The sequence below is a fragment of the Myroides odoratimimus genome (assembly GCF_001485415.1).
Classification (GTDB): Bacteria; Bacteroidota; Bacteroidia; order Flavobacteriales; family Flavobacteriaceae; genus Flavobacterium; species Flavobacterium odoratimimum.
Window position 1 is genome coordinate 1 of the sequence record NZ_BCMQ01000010.1, and the last position, 19729, is coordinate 19729.

Annotated in this window: 8 protein-coding genes; all 8 read right to left on the reverse strand. The window is 33.7% G+C overall.

Annotated features, from left to right (window positions below):
* Positions 1–118 precede the first annotated feature (118 nt).
* Positions 119–1051: a PorP/SprF family type IX secretion system membrane protein gene (locus MODO_RS10700; RefSeq protein WP_006258685.1), complete on the reverse strand. Its 933-nt coding sequence runs from the start codon at positions 1049–1051 to the stop codon at positions 119–121.
* Positions 1052–1059: 8 nt separating this feature from the next.
* Complete coding sequence (locus tag MODO_RS10705; protein ID WP_006258686.1) at positions 1060–2352, reverse strand: T9SS type B sorting domain-containing protein; 1293 nt, start codon at positions 2350–2352, stop codon at positions 1060–1062.
* Between the two features lie 55 nt (positions 2353–2407).
* The gene (locus MODO_RS10710) at positions 2408–6637 is read right to left on the reverse strand and encodes a CLIPPER-2 domain-containing protein (RefSeq protein ID WP_006258687.1); all 4230 of its coding nucleotides are present in this window, start codon (positions 6635–6637) and stop codon (positions 2408–2410) included.
* Positions 6638–6703: 66 nt separating this feature from the next.
* Positions 6704–9040, reverse strand: coding sequence for a phage tail-like protein (locus tag MODO_RS10715; RefSeq protein WP_006258688.1), 2337 nt, complete (start codon positions 9038–9040; stop codon positions 6704–6706).
* 20 nt (positions 9041–9060) lie between these two features.
* Positions 9061–11361 (reverse strand): phage tail-like protein, encoded by a 2301-nt coding sequence (locus tag MODO_RS10720; RefSeq protein ID WP_006258689.1) that lies wholly within the window; start codon positions 11359–11361, stop codon positions 9061–9063.
* A gap of 25 nt (positions 11362–11386) precedes the next feature.
* On the reverse strand, positions 11387–16525 hold the full coding sequence (locus MODO_RS10725; RefSeq protein WP_016361640.1) for a phage tail-like protein: 5139 nt from the start codon (positions 16523–16525) through the stop codon (positions 11387–11389).
* Positions 16526–17180: 655 nt separating this feature from the next.
* Positions 17181–18188, reverse strand: a complete 1008-nt coding sequence (locus tag MODO_RS10730) for a helix-turn-helix domain-containing protein (protein WP_230486172.1) — start codon at positions 18186–18188, stop codon at positions 17181–17183.
* Between the two features lie 138 nt (positions 18189–18326).
* A complete protein-coding gene (locus MODO_RS10735) occupies positions 18327–19295 on the reverse strand; it encodes an AraC family transcriptional regulator (protein ID WP_006258692.1) in 969 nt (322 codons plus the stop codon).
* Positions 19296–19729: the final 434 nt, after the last annotated feature.

A 19729-nucleotide genomic window follows, 5' to 3' on the forward strand; every position in this document is an offset into this window, starting at 1 on the left:
CGCTTTCTTCTCTGCTACTTTCTGTCCATAAGTACTAATACCTACGAAAAGCAACATTGTCAATAAGCTTATTTTCAATAGCTGTTTTTTCATACTTGTTTTCTTAAGTCCTCTTTTATTAGAAGAAACGAGGAGCATTAATTGTACTACGACGGTTAAATAATTCGAATCTTAAGAAGATCTCGTGTGAACCTGAGTTATAACGTTGAAGCGCAGTAGTCTCAAAGTCATAAGAATATCCTACAAATAAATTATCATTTACCTGGAATCCTGCCAAGGCGCTCACTGAAGCATCCCAACGATAAGCCGCTCCTAAAGTAAACTTGTCATACATCAAAAAGTTAGCTGTCAAATCTACTTGTAATGGTGCACCACTTACTGCCTTAACTAAAGCGGCTGGCTTAAATAATAAGTTCTCACTCACATCGAATACATATCCTCCCATTAAATAGAAGTGCATCTTCTGACGCATCGTCGTGATATCATTATCATCGTAGCGATCTGTAGTCAAGAAGTTCGGAACTGATAACCCTACATAAGCTTTGTCAGAGTATAGATAAACCCCTGCTCCAATATTTGGATTAAACTTGTTGTTTAGATTCTCTTGGCTTACAGGATCAGTAGGATTGTGGATATTAAGCTTGGTATAATCAACACTTAATAGGTTAGCAGTCGCTTTTAACCCGAATGCTAATTTATAATCAGCATTTAAGTCAATAGCATAAGCTAAATCTACAGAGATATTATTCTCATCCATCGCTCCTAGTCGATCATTGGTAAAGTTCACTCCTAGTCCTAATCCACTTTCTCCAAGAGGTGTAGACACAGATACATTCGCTGTCTTAGGTGCTCCATCTAGTCCTACCCACTGTGTTCTGTACATCCCAAACACGTTCAGTGTTCCTCTACTACCTGCATAAGCAGGGTTGATCATATTAGCATTATACATATACTGTGTATACTGTGGATCTTGTTGAGCTTGCATTTGAGAAAAGCAGCCTAAGGCGAATAGGCTGATTCCGATTTTCTTTATGTTTTGTTGAATATTCATATATTCTCTTACTTATTGCTTTCTAAATGTAGGTAACCCGATTTCTTAATCATACGCGAACCGCTAGCGTCTTTATACTCATAACTCACGATGTAGAAATAAGTACCTGTAGGTAATTTCTCACCTTTATTTACAGTAACACGTCCATCAGAGTATCCTCTAAACACATTACCTGCACTGTCATAACTCTTCGTATCAAATACCTTAACTCCCCAACGGTTATAAATCTCTACTGTATTATTAGGGAATCTGTTGATATTATCTATGATGAAGTAATCATTCTTACCATCTCCATCAGGAGAAACAAGGTTGTAAATAACGATATCTCCGTCTAAGATTAAGTCTGTATTCACAGTAGCTAATGTAAAGAATCCGTACCCCTTCACACTAGTAGGTGTTGTGATCTCTTTTTTCTCCACATCCACTACTCCTCCTTCGTCTACCCAAAGCTGTTGCTTAGCATCCCAGCGTACGATGTGTAATTCTTTCTCTGGGTTCACTAATAACTCTTTAGGTGTCGTACGCTCATCCCAACTCAGTGTCAGCATGATGTCTCCTTTACTATTATCACTTCCTTTATCTACTGTCCAGTACTCGCGCTCATCTAGTAAGTTAATCACTCCTGACTTAGCACTACGCGCTCTAAAGAAGTTCTTATCATCTAAGTTATACTTTCCTTCATACGCATCCTTTACATGATCTGGAGCAGTGATTCTAGCATAACGGTATAGTCCTTTATCTCCTTTAGGATATTGGAACTCCTCATTACCTATCTTCTCTACATATCCTTCTGCGTGGCTTCTGTCTGTAGGCTTAAGTGCTTTCGCTCCTTGGTGGAAGGTTAGCATCCCTGCTAGTGAGTCTACCTTAATAATACCATCTTTAAAGTCTACACTACCTCTTACGTTAGCCTCGTTCTTTAGGTCAAAGGCCATATCTTTAGTAGAGTTGTCTAGTACTACATCAAAGAAATTAGAAGGTTGGCTTCCAGTGATATGCTGAGCTCCTTTTGCTTCTTCAAAAGGAGTGAACACAGCTTTAGAACCTTTGGCGTTAGTGCTGTGATCATAAATATTGTCATTGTTAAAGTTGCTGTAGTAATAAACCGTTCCATCATTCTTTACATACCCTTCTTTTGTATTGTCAAAATCATAGATAGTAGACATTACACCACCTTCTGCTACTGAAATCTTTCCTTGGTTTACCATTACTTGGTCTTTCTTAGCTTGCTGTGCTACTACTGTAGCTGGCAATGCCAAACCTAATAAGGCAACTGATTTATATATTTTTTTTGATTGCATAGTTTTCAGTTTTTAAATACTGTGCTAGTGCGAGACTAGCACAGTTATTATTCTATTATCTCACTTTTTGATAAATCATAGGATTCGTTATCAATAATCCATTCCCTTTTAAAGGTACATAAGTATGAAATTCTTTAGTAGCATCCCATCCTTCGTCACCTTCTTTATATGGTGTTGGATCTGTTGAAAGTTCCTTAACATTACGTGTTGATTTAGACAATCTACCAACTCCTGTTACAGTTGCACGGTTGTAAACCCCTTTCGTTTCGAATACATCAGCTTCCGTTACTTTATAAGATACTGTGAACGTCCAAGTCTCATTTCTATTTAAAATACCATTATTATTTTTATCACCTGAGAAAGTCACTCCCTCTTGTATTGGTAAATGAGTGCGCTCATCTAGCTTAATAGTAAATCCAAACAATGGATCAATAATCTCAATATCCTCTATATCCATATCACCAGCATTTTTCACATCGAAAGTATATAAGATTGTTTCTCCTACTTGTGCATATCCATCTTTACTCTCATCTGTAAACACCCCTTCTTTCTCTATAGTACAAGTTTCACACTCTTTTTGCTGTTGACCATAACCAAAACCATACATCATCGTTTGACCAATTACATTTTGAGTTACATCTACTTTATTGATATCTGTACCTGTTCCTTCTGAAATCCAATGTACTACTTGCAACGGTACCGCTACATTTCCATTAGATCTATCATACACTTCCAATTCTTCTAATGAATCATCCGTAGTTCTTTTTCCCCATAATGTTACATTCCCCCATTTATCAATATTAACACGGATAACTGGTGAAGGATTATTAAATCGATCATTCAGATCAATATGTTTATTATCACTTTCATCACCATTAGGGTTTTTATTTACATTCCAAACAGCACTAGTTCCTGTCTCTCCAAATCTTTTTCCATCAGACTTAAAACGCACATTTCTATTTGCATGTCCTGTTTCAAACTCTAATTCTTCTTTATAAAGAGGCACTCCATTAATAACCATATTAAAAGAATTGTCTAATCGATAAATATCTACAACAAATCCTCCATCTGTAGCAGGTTGTTCAAACTTCTCAACCACATTGCTACCTCCTGGTTTTTCTCCAGCACTATAAAACCATCCAAAACCTTTACCTACGATGTCTTGATAACACTCATCTGCACAAGTAATATTAGAGACATGGATTCCACAACTTGGATCCTGAATACGCTTAGAGAATGTAATATTATCTATCAGAGTATGTCCAAAACCTTTTCCAGTTTCTAAAGCTCTATCCTGACTTCCTCGAATAGCAATCTTCACATTTTTACTTACTACATCATCACATGCAGCTTCAGCAAATGTAAAACTAGCTGTCAACGGTACCCATCCTAAACTAAATCCTTCTGGCTTAGCTCCTTCTGGCAATCCAACACCTCCATACTTCAATGGAACTGATGCATAGATATGACCAGTCTCTTTATCTAACACATCCATGATCATATAATCTTTATCATGGTAAGTCACATAAGAATAGATATCTAAAGTATAAACTCTGTCTTTCTCTATTTTTTCTGCTAATTCAAACTCATAAAACGGTTTAATACTTTGCGCAGCTGAAGCAGCTCCTCTTACTAAGAATGCTGAACCATTTACTGCTCCAGACATATCTCTTATCGCTTTAGCATTATCCCAAGCTGGAGTCCAGTCAAAATTACTATTTGCTTCAGTTGGATCATTACTTGGTGCATTCTCTACCCATATTCCTTCATGCCAAGAATCTGCTGTAGGGATACCCATCTGTACATACCCAGGAGGATTTACAGAGTAATATCCATTTTTGATACGTGCTACAGAGATAGTTTCACTATGAGGATTTCTATTCGCACCTGCATAACGACTATCGTTAACACCTGGTGCAAAAAGATAAGATGCTGTCGCTCCTCCTCTAGGGCCTTGTCTTTTTATCGAACCATCCTGATTTCTCAATATCTCTCCATTCGCTCCTATACTAATAGAAGCTCGTTGACTCCAATCCGTTCTTCCAGAATTCACATTCCAATATCCACGATCAAAATCTTCAAAATACAATATCTTATCTACACATTCTCCAAGTGCCATAAAGACAACTTCATTGATATTGTTACATCCTATTGATCCATTTCCTCCAGGTAAATTACCTGAATCATTATTATAACATTCATAATGTGGATTCGTTGGTTTCACATTTGGGTCTCCATTTGTTGCATCTGGATCAGAAACATCAGCAGGTCTCATAATCGTTGATTCTGCAATCATTGATCCTGTCATACCGTTTAACACTCCCGTGATTTTATACTCAACTGTACATCCATTAGGTATTTGTAATTCTGAACGGAATGTACGCGTTAGAGGATCATAAGTAAGTGCTACTGATTCTTTAGCATTTCCATTCGCACATTTAAAAGTTGCTTTTACTCCTTTTGGATTGATTACATCCACTCCTGGAGGTACTGTAAATGTAAAAGGGGCACCATGAATTCCTTTACTAGCATCTGCTATAATATCAGAAGGTCCTTTATTACCTGCTGTCACTACATAATCTACTGTATCTCCTTTATGTCCTTTACTAGTACCACCTACTTTATAAGTAATATTCGTATAAAGGTCAGCCTCTTTTATAACAACCTCTGTCTTAATCTCTTTTTTATTTCCAACTCTGAACGTCCAAGTATCCATTGACTTTTTATCACCAAATGTACCAATAGCACCTGTACCATTTGCTCCCCACTTATGTCCATTAATATTACTACTAATTCCTTTATTCCCTAGAATTAAATGTGTATTTTTTATAGGATTAACTTTATCACCTACTGTATAATCCATCCATACATCACGATTCCAACGATCTTTTGTCCAAAAACCTTCTGTAATATCACTATCATCCCAAAATACTAAATCTGATAGAACATTATTATAATTATGATAATCTAATAATTCGATAGCTATACCTCCTATATTATATTCCATATCAAAGAAAGGGAAGTGAACTTCAGCACCTTGTAATTGTACATTTAGATCAACCGGAACTACACCTTTTAGCTTCGTTTTTCCATCTGTTCCTACTCCATCCCAATAAATTTTATTGTGTCCTTCTTTAGTATTTCCTTCTAATTTTTTAAATACAAATCCATTATTTATGATATCAATCGTAAACTGCTGTCCACTTATAGGAGCGTCAAACTCTATGTACCCACCTTTATGTCCAAAAACACCTACTGTCCCTTCAGCACCTACTATCTTCACATTAGATACTTCTGGCTCTATAACTGTAGGATTTAACCATGTAGTCAAACCATAAGATGAACTATTAATAGCAACTTTTGCCTTATTAGGCATATCTTCCGCAGGTAATGTATAGTAGATCTTATGGGTAATATTACTATCATCATCTGGAGTATTAGGATTATGAATATTATGAATAACTTGACTAGCTTCACTATTCATACTCTTATATAAAGAGTTCTTTGTGTAATAATCAAAAAAACCATTGTTATTCACAAAAAATGCCCATACAATACCTGAAGACCCCTTATGAGTCACTCTATACGTAAACCCATCATTAGTACGAACAAAAAAACGTCCATTAAAATTAACATTTTGATACGCAACAGCATTATCATTCCCATTAGTAAAATTCAGATTTGTAGTATAAACACGTCCCTCAATAAACTTAGTTTTACCCTTATTAATCACTGACACATCCCATGCTGCAATAGCTGCATTATTACCTTGAATCCAATTACCATTAGCACTAACTATAGCACTAGATGCAGATGTACTTCTAGAAGCAAATTCTACACGATAAATTCCCTCTCCTCCTTTTGGAACTTCATAATAAATAGGAGTATATCCACCTTGACTAGTAGCTGATAACCTAGGCCCTGCCAATTCAGCAGAACGACTTGGAATTTGTCCTTCTATTTGATTATTAATAACTTCAATACCAACAGGATTAAATAAATTAATTCCTCCCTTAGCATCCCAACGTCCATTTCCTTGGGCAGAAGATGCCATTGTGATGATTTCTCCTTCTTTAGCATACACGTAATGTGCTCCTTCATTTGGAAAAGGTATTGCTTCAGGTGAAGCATATCCCTTACCTAATAAAAAAGCACGATGTCCACTCACACCACTAGGGTATAGATTTCTAGAACCATCTGCCAACATAGTGGTACTTACTCCTAAGACTAAACTTAGAGTAAGTACTACTTTGATTGTTATCTTATTTATAATTTTATATATCATATTATATTTGTAATTATAATTTAGTTTAATAAGTATCTTAAGCTAAAGATACCTAACTATTTTTCGTTATTTGATTACAAAAACGATATTCATATATGAGGCAGGTGTCGCATTACCAATGATGTCATAAGTAAGCTTACCATCTTTATCTATACTCAAATTAGCAAATACTTTTGTGTCATAATAAGTCACATAGTAATGAAGCTCTCCTTTATCAAATACAGCTATATCTGCTGGAGCATCAGTACTCCCTACTATTCCTCCTGTATAAGGCATTGTATATCCACCTGCACCATGAGCAATAGGATATTCCGCATTTCCTACTCCTACTTTTCCTCCTGTAAACTGATCTACATACTCTTTATATAAATCTCTACTTAATTTAGTCCCTTTTGACTTTGTATCAAAAATAACTGCTGGCATATAGAAGAACTGAGGAGCTACTTTATTTTGATTTTTCCAAGTTGGAACTCCAGAACTATCAGTAACTAATACTTGATTCTTGCCAGCTTTAGCGACATCCTCTGGTTTAATAGTACCATTTTTAATTTCTTTAGAAGTAATTGACTCTTCTTTTACTCTTAAACTTGTCTCAACTAATACAGCTTTTAATCCACCATTTACAACTTCAATTGTTGCAGCATCTCCATCTGCAGCAGTTAAATTCTTACCATCAGTAACGTTGTCAACTCCTACATTTGGTGTACCTGGTTCCCAAGTATTTGTAGTTGTATTATAAACTAAAGTTTGTCCAGCAGCTGGTTTAGTTTCACTTACAGGCGTACCTTGAATACCACCTACAACTGTTTCACCATTCTTTAATACTACATCACCTGCTAAAGTTAATTCTGCTTTTTGATTGTTAACTGTTGTTACAATATTTGTTCCATCAGTCTTAATAGCATTAGTAGTTGTAGGAACTATTTCAGATTGTGCTACCCAAGTAGCTTTACCTTCTTTAGTAACCATTACTTGTCCATTAGTACCCGCTTTTATTTCTAAAGTAACATCTTTAAATGTAGAACCTACACTTCCTTTATCATCATTAACAACAATTGAAGAAGAAGTAACATTACCTGTTGCTAATTCTTTTTTAGCTGTATCGTAATTTACTGTTAAAGTTCCATCAGTAGCAACATCTAATCCCTTTCCTGGTTTTACTACCCCTGCTACATCTTTAGTAGCTGTTGGAACATCTAAAGTGTACTCATGAGAGTCTGTAGCTTTAGTTGCAGTAATATTTGTTCCTCCTTTAATAGTAGTAACTGTTTCGTTAGCTTTAACGATATCTTTTTGAGATACCCATTTAGTTACTTCTTTCTCACCATCATTTACAGTAACTAATACCTCTCCATTTTTACCTGGTTTGATCTTTTCTGTTGTTACAGCACCATCAGTAATTTGTGTATTAGTTACCTGACCTCCAATATTCTGTAGGCTTAGTTCTTTTTCTACTACATCAACAGTATACTCTGTATTTTTATCTTTTGTACCTGCTCCTGTAGTTACAACAGTAACTTTATCAGAACCATTTTTAACTGATGTTGTTTTTTGTCCTGCTTCGATAGCTGGTGTTAAGTCTAATCCTTCTCCTGATTTACCATTAACTGTAGTAACTAACTTATTATCTTTATCTAAAGTGTTTTCAATTGTATTTACAATATTAGCTGTTTCAGAAACACCATTAACATTAGATGTAAGTGTGTTTCCATTAGATATTAACTCGTTAGTTGTAGTAGGAACTAAAGTTGATTGATCTACCCAAGTAGTTCCATTTCCATCAGCATTAGTTACCATCACTTGATTAGCTTCACCGTGTGTAATCGAAAGAGTTACCTCTTTTAATACTGATCCTGCTCCATTATCTGTACCTCCTACAGTAATCCCAGTACCTGTAATTCCTTTTGAACTTGTCAGGTTATTTTCTGTTAAGCTTACCGCTTTCCATTTTCCTTCTGTTACATCATAAGTTAATACCTGATTAGCAGTTGGAGCAACATCTGAAATACTTGTTCCTTGAATAGCTACAACTTTTGTATCTCCTGTTTTACCTGTTACATCACCTTTTAATTCTATCTCAGTAATCTCAGATTGTTTAGCAAAACGAGCCCAACGATCTATATCCCAGTAGTAATAACCTGGAGTAACATCATTAGTTCCACTTGTTGTAGTTGCTTGATTATATACCATCAATGACTGAGCTGGACTATCGATAGTCACAGCATCAACAGTTGATTTTAAATTCACACGTGGTATCAACAATCCTCTTTTTGAGGATTGTATATCTACTGCTGCTGATTTATTTGGTTTATCTGTTCCGAATCCTTGTTGTGCTTGAACTGTTTGAGTTCCTAATAAAAGTAATAAACTAAGTCCGGCAAATCCTATGTATGTCTTTTTCATCTTTTGTATTCTATTTTTTATTAGTTACGTCCAACAACGATCCATTTCGTTCCATTAGACTTAATAATCCATCCTTGGAATGGCATAGCTCCATAAGCTAAAACATCGCTTCCTGATTTGATATTTAAATAACCATTGTGCTTTTCATCAGCATTTACAATCTTAACGCTGATTGTTTGTCCTTCTGTACCGTTAACAGCTGGTAGGCTAAGATTAGTATCTGTAGCGCCTAAAGTAACTTCGATAACAATCTCTTCCATTGAAGGGTGATAGTTATTTACTACTGAATTATTTCCTCCAATAGTAACATCTCCCTCTTTATTAATTGTAACGTTACCAACTCCTTTATCAATTGTAGCTAATTTACCATCTGTATCTACTACAACTACTTTTGTTGTTTTATCTTTAGCTGGAGAATCTAATCCAGTAATTGCTAAAGAACCACCTTTAGTATTATCAATCGCTAAAACAGTTTTTTTATCAACTATTCCACCTAATTGAATATCGTTACCTTCTTTAGTTAAACCATTACTAGCTGTAACTGTATTTCCTAAAGCAGAAGCATCAACCCATTCAGTAGTAGTTCCTGTAACTGTTCCTTCAGCATCTTTAACTTCTTTAGTAACTAATACTTGACCTGCAGTAGTACCTCCTTTTATTTCTATTGATGTCTCATCTAATAAAGCTTTTGCTCCTCCTGTTACAACAATTGATTCAGATTTTAATGCTTTACCATTTAACAACTCTCCTGTTACTTGTTGGTAAGTTACTCCTCCATTACCATCTGCTACAGGTATTTGTCCTTCTCCTGCTGGAGTAGCTGTTCCATTAGCTGTAGTATTAGAAGTCATTTTATCTGCTGATACAGCTCCGCTACCTAAGTCAACATTTGCTATTGTACCATCAAGAATCTCTGTAGATGTAATACTTCCTTCTTTAATACTTAGTTGAGTAGCTACTAAAACAGCATTATCTAATTTATCTAAAGTAGATTTATTATCACCAATAACAATTTTACCATCAGTAGTTAATGTTTTAGCAGTTAACCCTCCTTTATCTACAGCATCTTCAATTAAGTTCTTAGCTGATGTTTGTTTTAACACACCATCTTTATCTGCGATAACAAGTTTATCACTTCCTGAATCTAATTTATTTCCAGTAGTAGCTTCTTTGCCTACTAGCTCTTCTAATCCTTTAATAGCAATATCACCCGCTTTATCACCTTTAGTATCTGTTAAGTCAATAATAGCACCTGGTGTAGTACCATCATTTTTAATCTTACCTCCTAAGTTAACAGTGTTGTCATCTTTAACTGTAATACCTTGACCAGACTTTACTGTATTACCTAAAGCAGATGCATCAACCCATTCTGTTACATGAGTAACTTTACCTTCGCTATCTGTAATTTCTTTAGTAACTAATACTTGACCTGCTTTCTCTCCTCCTTTAACTTCGATATTCACATCTTTTAAAAGAGCTGTAGCAACTGCATCTCCTTTGATTTCAATAGATTTCCCAGTAGATGTTAATGCTTTTCCATTAATAGCACCTTTATCTATAGCATCTTCTACTAAATCTTTAGCTGATACATTCTTTAAGATACCGTCAGATCCCATTACTACGATATTATGTCCAGCTACATTGTCTTTTGTTAATAATTCAAGTCCTTTTATCGCTAATTCTTTATCTTTCCCAGTATTTAAAACTGTTTTCTCTGTTAAATCTCCACCTAGTTTTACAACGGTATTAATAACATTTCCTTTATCATCTTTAACAACCTCTGTTTTCACACCATTAGTTCCTGCTACTATATCTTTTAAAAACACCTCAGGATTAACCCATTCTGAAACAAATGTGTCACCTTCTTTTTTAGTAACTAATACTTGGTTAGGAGCAGTTCCTGCTTTTACACTTACATTATAATCGATATCGTGTCCGTTTGCATCTGGTTTTGGTGTAACTGTCACATTATCTCCTGCAGAAACTGTTACTGAACTACCTGAGTTAGAAGATACGAAACGTACCCATCTACCTTTAGATCCGCCTTCGTGTTTAAAATTTGCATCCCAGTAATAAAAACCAGCTGGTGTTTTCGATCCAATATTATATACCATTAAAGCATTAGCAGGATTAATTACTGGAGTACCTTGGTCTAAATTTGGAATATCAAATCTAGGAATCAATAAACCACGTTTACCCGAAACGATATCTACAGCAGATGATCTATCTGGTGTATTAGTTCCGAATCCTTGTTGAGCGTATATATTTGAAGTTGTTAAAACTGTGAAAGCTACTGTAGCTGATAATATTAATTTTTTCATTTTGATTTCTAATTAAGTAAGGTGATTAAAATTTGTTAACGATTTGCCATTGAGTACCATCAGATACTAGGTCCCATCCAGAGTAAGGTAAGCCTGTTTCTAGCTTTTTACCACTTTCTACTCCTGCTACGTTTCCTTCAATAACTACATAACCGTCTTCATTCTTGTCAAGTTTTTTAATAGTGTATTTTTTTCCTCTATTTTCTTCACTTGCAGTTGGCAGAGTAATAACTATCCCATCTGTTGTAGCTGCATTAGCATCTACTAGGATTATAGCATCTTCTGCTACTAAAGATGTTGCCGAAGTAACCGTTTTAACAGCATTTGCAACATCTACTTTCCAGATAGTTTCATTTGGTTTAGCTACATCTACTCGACTAGAAACAGTTGTATTTGTACCATTTTCTAAAACAACTGTCTTTTGAGTGTTTTGAACCTGCGTCTCTAAATCTTGGTAGATTACATCTCCATTTTTATCAGCAATACCAACTCTAGGAGCATCTGATGTACTTGTTCCAGCATCTAATTTACCTGCTGTTATTGCTTTATCAGCAATACCTAAAGTCACATCTTTTAATAGAGAACTAGCTACTGAAGTATCAGTTCCTTCAACACCACCAGCTGTTACCGTAATTCCTACTCCTTTTAATGTCTTTGCTTCTAAATTACCTGCTTCAACAGCGTCTTCAATTAAGTTCTTAGCAGAAGTTTGTTTTAATACACCTTCTTTATCAGCGATAACTAGATTGTTACCAGCAGTTACTGGCTTCTCAACATTAGCTAATCCCTCTATAGCCAAAACATTTTTATCTGTAGTTGTAATACTAGTTTTAGGCTCTGTTAAAGCACCTCCTAATTTGAACTCACTATTACCGTCTTTATCATTTACTACAGTAATACCATTCTTTGCTGTTACAGTTCCTGACACAAATTCTTTAGGATCTACCCATTCTGTAACTTTATGAGTTTCTTTCTTATCTGTACCGTCAGCATTTTTACCAACAACTATTTCTTTTGTTTTTGTAACTAACACTTGACCATCTTTCTCTCCACCTAGAACTTCGATAACAGTTCCATCTAAAAGAGCTTTTTCTCCACCAAATACTGAGATAGAACCTGAAGTAAGAGCTTTACCTTGTGTTTTTGCTATATTTTCAACATTAACAGACGCTACACCATCTTTAAATAAAATAGTTGGATCTACTTCTGCTTGTTTAGTAACACCAGCTGTAGTACCATTCGCATCAGCAATCTGAATCACATAATCTTTACCTCCAGTTGTATTAGTTGAACCTTCTACAATACTAATTGGAGCATTTCCTGTGAAAGTATCTTTATTATTTAAAGTTGATTGATCAATCCACTGTACTTGACCATCAGCTCCAGTAACTAATACTTTAGATTTTCCAGCTGATTCCATATCTTCAGGCTTAATCGTACCATCTAATATCTCGTCAGACGTTACAGCACCTGTAGCAATATGATCTGCAGTTATTTTATCTTTTCCTATGTTTAATTTTACATCAGCTAATAATGAATTATCTGCTAAAACAGTAGTTGATGTACTATCAGTACCTATCACAATAACTCCATCTGTAGTTAAAGCTTTTGCTTCTAAATTACCTGCTTCAACAGCGTCTTCAATTAAGTTCTTAGCAGAAGTTTGTTTTAACACACCATTAGCATCAGCAATAACTAGATTGTTACCAGCAGTTACTGGTTTATCAATATTAGCTAATCCCTCTATTGCTAAAACATTTTTATCTGTAGTTGTAATACTAGTTTTAGGCTCTGTTAAAGTACCACCTAAACCTAATTTAATAGTTCCATCATCACCAGTAATCTTTTGAATACCATTAGTAACTTCTACACCTACCTTATCAGCATTTACCCATTTAGTGATATATACTCCTTTACCATTCTCATCAACTACAGGTTGTCCGTTAGCATCAAGTTCTGGTGTAGACACTAATACTTGTCCTTCAGATGTACCTCCTTTAATCTCAAGATTAGTATCTTTTAATAAAGAATTCTCTCCTCCTTTAACGATAATAGATTGAGAAGTTAAGTCCTTAGCTTCAAGTTTACCATCTGTGATAACATCCTCAATCAAGTTCTTAGCAGAAGTTTGTTTTAACACACCATTAGCATCAGCAATAACTAGATTGTTCTCTAATACTTTTCCTTTCTCTACTAAATCCATATTAGCGATAGCTAATGTGTTCTCTTTAGTATCGATAACAGTTGCTTCTGTTAAGTAACCTCCTAATTTAAACTCACTACTACCATCTGTTGCGTTATTTACAACTGTAATACCATTCTTAGCATTTACAGTACCTGACACAAATTCTTTAGGATCTACCCATTCAGTAACTTTATGAGTTTCTTTCTTATCTGTACCGTCAGCATTTTTACCAACAACTATTTCTTTTGTTTTTGTAATTAACACTTGACCATCTTTCTCTCCACCTAGAACTTCGATAACAGTTCCATCTAAAAGAGCTTTTTCTCCACCAAATACTGAGATAGAACCTGAAGTAAGAGCTTTACCTTTAAGAGTCTCACCTGAGATTTCTTTATAAGCAACTCCTCCTTTACCATCAGCTACAGGGATTTGTCCTTCTGCTACAGGATTAGTAGTTCCATTTTCTGAAGTAAAAGAAGTCATCTTATCCGCTGATACAGACTTTTCACCTAACTTCTCGTTAGTAACTGCTTTATCGTCTAATTTCTCAGTAGAGATTCCTTTATTTGCTACTTGGATATTAGCATCTGCTAATAATGCTTTAACTCCAGTTGTTTTAGCAATAAATTCAAGACCACCTGATACCACTAAATCACCACTAGTACCTTCTACTGTAGTAATTTTTTCTAATAACTTCTCTATCGCTCCTTGAACATTTGTTGCTCCTAACTGAGTTGAATTGTCATTATATACAATACCACCAGCATTCGCATCAATCTCACCAACTACATCACCCTTTGAGTTTTTGAACTCATACACATTCTTTGTGGTATTTAAAGCAACAGATACTTCTTTTGGATCAATAGTTACTCCTGTCTCACCTGTTAATGGTAGACCATCTGCACCTATTTGTTTCTCATTATAATAAGTATAAGTACCATCTACGTTTTTTACTAATGTAGTAACAGTCTCATTTTCTTTAACAATAGTGCTAAACTTAGAGTTGTCTACATTAACCCATTCTTTCTTAGTTTCATTCCATTCTTGGAATACTACATCTCCTTCTTTATTGTAAACAATCTTCGTGAATCCACCTTTTGTTTCAGTTACATATTTAATATATTCATCAACATTAGTGAATGTACGTCCATCAACTGTTACAGGTTGTTTAACAATAGTCTCAAATTGCTTAACTACACTTGATGGAATATCAATAATAGTTTCTGTTCCATTCTCACTTGTGTAAGTATAGGTACCATTATTATTGTTTTTTAGCGTAGTTACAGTTTCGTTCTTCTCAACAAAATCTTTTAAATACTCCTCTACTGTAGTATATGTATTTCCATTAACTGTAATCGGTCCTCCATTGATAATTTTATCAAACTGGTTAATTACAGATTGTGGAACATCAATAGTAACATCTTTACCATTACCATTAGTAAATGTATAAGTACCATTAGTGTTATCTATTAACCCTGCTTTATTAACTGTTCCTAATACAGTACCATCTTTTGATACTACTGAGAAACTTCCGTTATTATTATCTTTAATAGACACATCTGCACCAGATCCTAAAGATTTCACGATTTCATCGATAGCACTTTGTACATCTTTAGAGCTTAATCCTGAATCAGTATTATCATAACCTATAGCTTTAGCATTGGTATCAATAGCAGTAATCACTCCACCTTTACCGTCTTTGAATGTGTAAACACCATTCTGTGTTTCAACAGTTGTTTTATTGCTATCAAATGATACTGTCTTCCCTTTCTCATCAGTATACTCTAAAGTACCATCTCCTTTATCTATCAATGTAGTCAAAGTCTCATTACCTTTAACAATAGTGTTAAACTTAGAGTTATCTACATTCACATATTTTTGAGTAGTTTCATCCCATTCTTGGAATATAACATCCCCTGTAGATTGATCATAAACAATCTTAGTAAACCCACCTTTAGACTCTGTTAGGTAAGTAATATAATCATTCACTGTTTTGAATGTACGTCCATCAACAGTAACAGGTCCGTTATTTACTATCTCTTCTAAGTTATTTACAACACCTCCAACTACATCAATAGCATATATTCCTTTTGGTAAATTAGCTGCATCTACTGTAGTTGGCACTACACCTTTATTAGCTACTAGATACTCTTCAGAAACGTAATATTGCTTTTTATTTACAGAGATAATAGCAGTCTTACTTTCATTAGCAGTAATAACTTGATTAATAGAAACTTCTTTTGTCTCACCACCTTTAGTTACATAAGTAAGCTTATCACCATCATAATAAACATTTCCACCTACATGAGTTCCATCTAAGTAATTAGTAATGTGCTCTTGAACAGTGTTATTATTGATGATATCACCAAACTTATTGATAACTGTCTCTTTTACTTTAATGCGAATACCTTCACCAATGATTTTGCCATTGCGATCTACAGCATTCTCATTGTAATAAATATAGTCTCCAGTAACTTCATCATACACGATAGAAGTCAATTTATCTTTTATCTCTTGTTTTACAACTTTGTCACCATCTTTAGTGAACGTATAAAACTTATCACCTTCATAGATAACATTACCTTCTGTATTCTTAACGATGTTCTTGATGATATTCTGTACTTTATCACCATCTTTATTTACAATCTCTTGGAAATTATTCACTACTATCTGAGGTATATCTTTATCCGCTGTTAAACGAACCCATTTGTTAATATCCCAATAGTAGTACCCTGGAGTAATATCTTTCTTCTCAGAAATTTTTGTAGCATAAACCATCAAGCTTTGAACATTACCATTTGTGATAGTTGTTCTGTCAGTAGCACTAGTTAATGCAACATTAGGAATCAATAAACCCCTATTACTTGACTCGATTAATAATTCTGCAGATTTATTAGGTGTTGCTGTACCAATACCTACTTGGGCATTAGTAGCAAAAGTTCCTAATAAAAGTGCAACAGGAAGTAATCTTTTTTTCATAACAATAATGATTAATATCTTATTTTAAAAAAATGCTACTGAAGAAAGTTCTAGTCAAATGAATCTTAGATCAAGTAGTCTTTTATAATTAAATTATTAACAATGCCTAGTTTTGTTTTTATTAGCATCATTTTACACGCATACACCTTAATTCTATACGCGCATTATTTATGCTACAAATTTCTCTTAAAAGGAGAGATAAAATGTTCCAAAACATTAGCTCGAAAGACGTACCAACAAAATGAAACATGAAACAAAAAACCATTAACACCACGCTAACAGACACTTACAAAAACAATAAGTATTTCTCATTAAAAAAAAGGCAAACACCTGAAAGAAATAAAAAACAGTCTCAAAAACACACTTTTGAAACAGCAAAAATCGTTTTTTGAATCACAAATACTACAATAAAAAAAGTAAATCTTACAACTAGAGTCCCCTCTCATATTTACCAAAAAAGAACACAGATACCACTGATATTTTTATGATATCGTGGCAGTATTTCAACACTCTTAACGCACAAAATAGAAAGTAAAATATCATTATATAGAACAAAACAGATCTGCTTAAAACAAAAAAAAGTCACAACATTGGCGAAACGTTGTGACTTTTTTGTAGCGATTGATTCTACACTGGCTATGTAAAATCGAGGTAATTAATTATTGTTGTTTGTCGTTCTGACTTGTTGATTCTCAATATACTCTGAAGGAGATACTCCTACATATTTTTTAAATGCTCTAAAGAAAGATGTTCTTGAGTTAAAACCACATTCTTCTCCTAATTCACTAACAGAAACATTGTATTCTCTAGCTTTCAATGTCTCTTTAGCATATTCTACTCGCAACTCATTGATATAAGTATTGAAATTCTTACCGTATTCAGTAGAGAAGAACTGTGACAGATGATGTCTCTGTATACGTGTTAATTTCTCTACTAAATCCAATGAACAGTTTGTTTTTAAAAACAATTGATCTTTAAGAATTACTTTTTCTATTTTCTCTTTATACTCATCTACAAATTCGTTTGCAAACTTAGATTTCTCATACTTGTTTAGCTCTACATCAACTATATCTCCAGACTTCTCCTCTTCCCTTTGGTTAATATAAACCTCATCGCTTTTCAATTTTTCTACATAATAGAAAAAAATAGTCATTGCTAAACACAGCACCCCTAGATATAATACATTACCATCATTATTAGGAATTGCATTGTACAATACTAATCCTATTGAAACAATTCCCACAAAAACCATAATCCAAATAACACGCAATACTAATAAGCGTACAGAATTAGATATATTTAACTTACTGACTGCTAAATAACCAAAAATGGCATAAAGAATTAGCTGACTTCCTAATACTACATAATTAACTAAATAGTAGTAAATCAAAAATTCTACATCAACACTGCCTAAATTAAATAAGGTAATGATATATCCAATAAAAAAAAGAACACCTGGTACAAAGTGAATATAGTCATCTTTAAAAAATACTATCGCACTTTTACCTGTATCAGCATTTTCTTTAACCTCTTTTACAAACGTTTTAAAACAACAGTAAAAATATGGTGCATAAAATATTCCAAACGGCATCCCTAAATAAACAAATGTTTCTTCTTCAAAAAAGAATCGCACTAGAATAGTTACTGTACAATGAAGAATCATAAATAGTAAAAACCAATTTAAAATTCTCTGAGAACTTCTTTTACTAACTAATCTATTATTTATAAAGTAAGATATACATGCGAAAACGATTGCTGCTGATAAAATAAGTATGTATAAATATTCTTCCATAACTTATCCTTACGCTACCAAACTTCTATAACCTGATGGTGTCTGACCAACGAAATATTTAAAATATTTATTAAAAGTTGACTTACTACTGAATCCGCACTCATCTACTATTGCTTCAATAGTCAAGTTCTGTTTCTTTTCTATTAAAAATTTCGCATGGTTTATTCTATACTTTGCTAACAACTGATAGAAACTAGTATTCATATCGTGATTGATAACTTCTGACAAGTGATGTTTACTCATCTCAACTTCTTTAGCCAAATGATCTAAAGAGAAATTAGTATCCAAATACTCTTCTGAGTTTTCAAAGTATTGAATAATGCTCTCTACTTGACCACTCATTTCTTTCTCTAATGCATCAGTAACAACAACATTCAACACTGGAGCATCTATAATCTTATTTGTTACCTCCTTAATTTCATTTTCAACAGTTTCTTCTGAACGACTAACAATCAAAGTAAGTGTCGAAAACAAAATAGCAAAGAAATCTATTCCACCAAATAAGAAAGAACTTGTTACTCCATAGCTCTTATCAAATAAATCCATTAGGAAATAGAAAAAACAAATTACAGTACCAGCAACAGCATAAAAACTAAAAAAGCTAATAAAGTTAAATGCCTTATAACTTAAGTTCTTTGCGTGTACTGAGTTTATATTTTTACAAATAGCAAATAGATATCCTACCAAAAAAAGTAGGTTAACAATCTCATATAGCATTGTCATTTCACTAAAAGCTAATAATAGTACTCCTAAAGTACCTACAAAATGTAATTGTAATTTATTAAAGATATTGACCTCTGTACGGTCATATTTTATCATAACGTATATGATAGGTAGGATGAAGTATCCAAACGTAATATTAATATTGATTAGCGATAATAAAAACTGCAAAGCCACTAATACAATAGTTAGCTGCACTATCGTTTCGAAGATAGCTTTATCACTTTTTGCGTTATAAGGATTACTCAAAAATCTCATGCGTTAGATGGTGTTAATGCAATGCTTTGGAAGCTGCCCTCAACGCACAAGATCATACGCCACATATTGATACAATATGTGGTACATGCCTAGATAAGTGGGGACTTAAATATAAATATTCGCATATTCATATTTTTCTCTAAAGCAGTGCAAATTTATTACTTATTTCTTACTTAAAAACATTTTTTAACAATGCAAGATCAGTTTTGTGAAAATCATATATATAAACTTAAAATGACGAACAAAAAACAACCATTACACAATAAATTATTAAACTTTATTCACCATTCATGTTTAAGTAAAGAAAATAATAAACCAAATTACCCTTATTTTGTAAATATTACTAAAAATATTATCGCAAAATCCGATTATTAGGTAATTCAAGCTCCTATTTTTGTTACATGATATATATCATACTTTATTTTTTAGATATA

Bases quoted from the DNA above. Each gene is read 5' to 3' on its own strand.
- MODO_RS10720 (WP_006258689.1), bottom strand. From the start codon at position 11,361: ATGAAAAAATTAATATTATCAGCTACAGTAGCTTTCACAGTTTTAACA.
- MODO_RS10735 (WP_006258692.1), bottom strand. From the start codon at position 19,295: ATGAGATTTTTGAGTAATCCTTATAACGCAAAAAGTGATAAAGCTATC.
- MODO_RS10705 (WP_006258686.1), bottom strand. From the start codon at position 2,352: ATGCAATCAAAAAAAATATATAAATCAGTTGCCTTATTAGGTTTGGCA.
- MODO_RS10725 (WP_016361640.1), bottom strand. From the start codon at position 16,525: ATGAAAAAAAGATTACTTCCTGTTGCACTTTTATTAGGAACTTTTGCT.
- MODO_RS10715 (WP_006258688.1), bottom strand. From the start codon at position 9,040: ATGAAAAAGACATACATAGGATTTGCCGGACTTAGTTTATTACTTTTA.
- MODO_RS10710 (WP_006258687.1), bottom strand. From the start codon at position 6,637: ATGATATATAAAATTATAAATAAGATAACAATCAAAGTAGTACTTACT.
- MODO_RS10730 (WP_230486172.1), bottom strand. From the start codon at position 18,188: ATGATTCTTCATTGTACAGTAACTATTCTAGTGCGATTCTTTTTTGAA.
- MODO_RS10700 (WP_006258685.1), bottom strand. From the start codon at position 1,051: ATGAATATTCAACAAAACATAAAGAAAATCGGAATCAGCCTATTCGCC.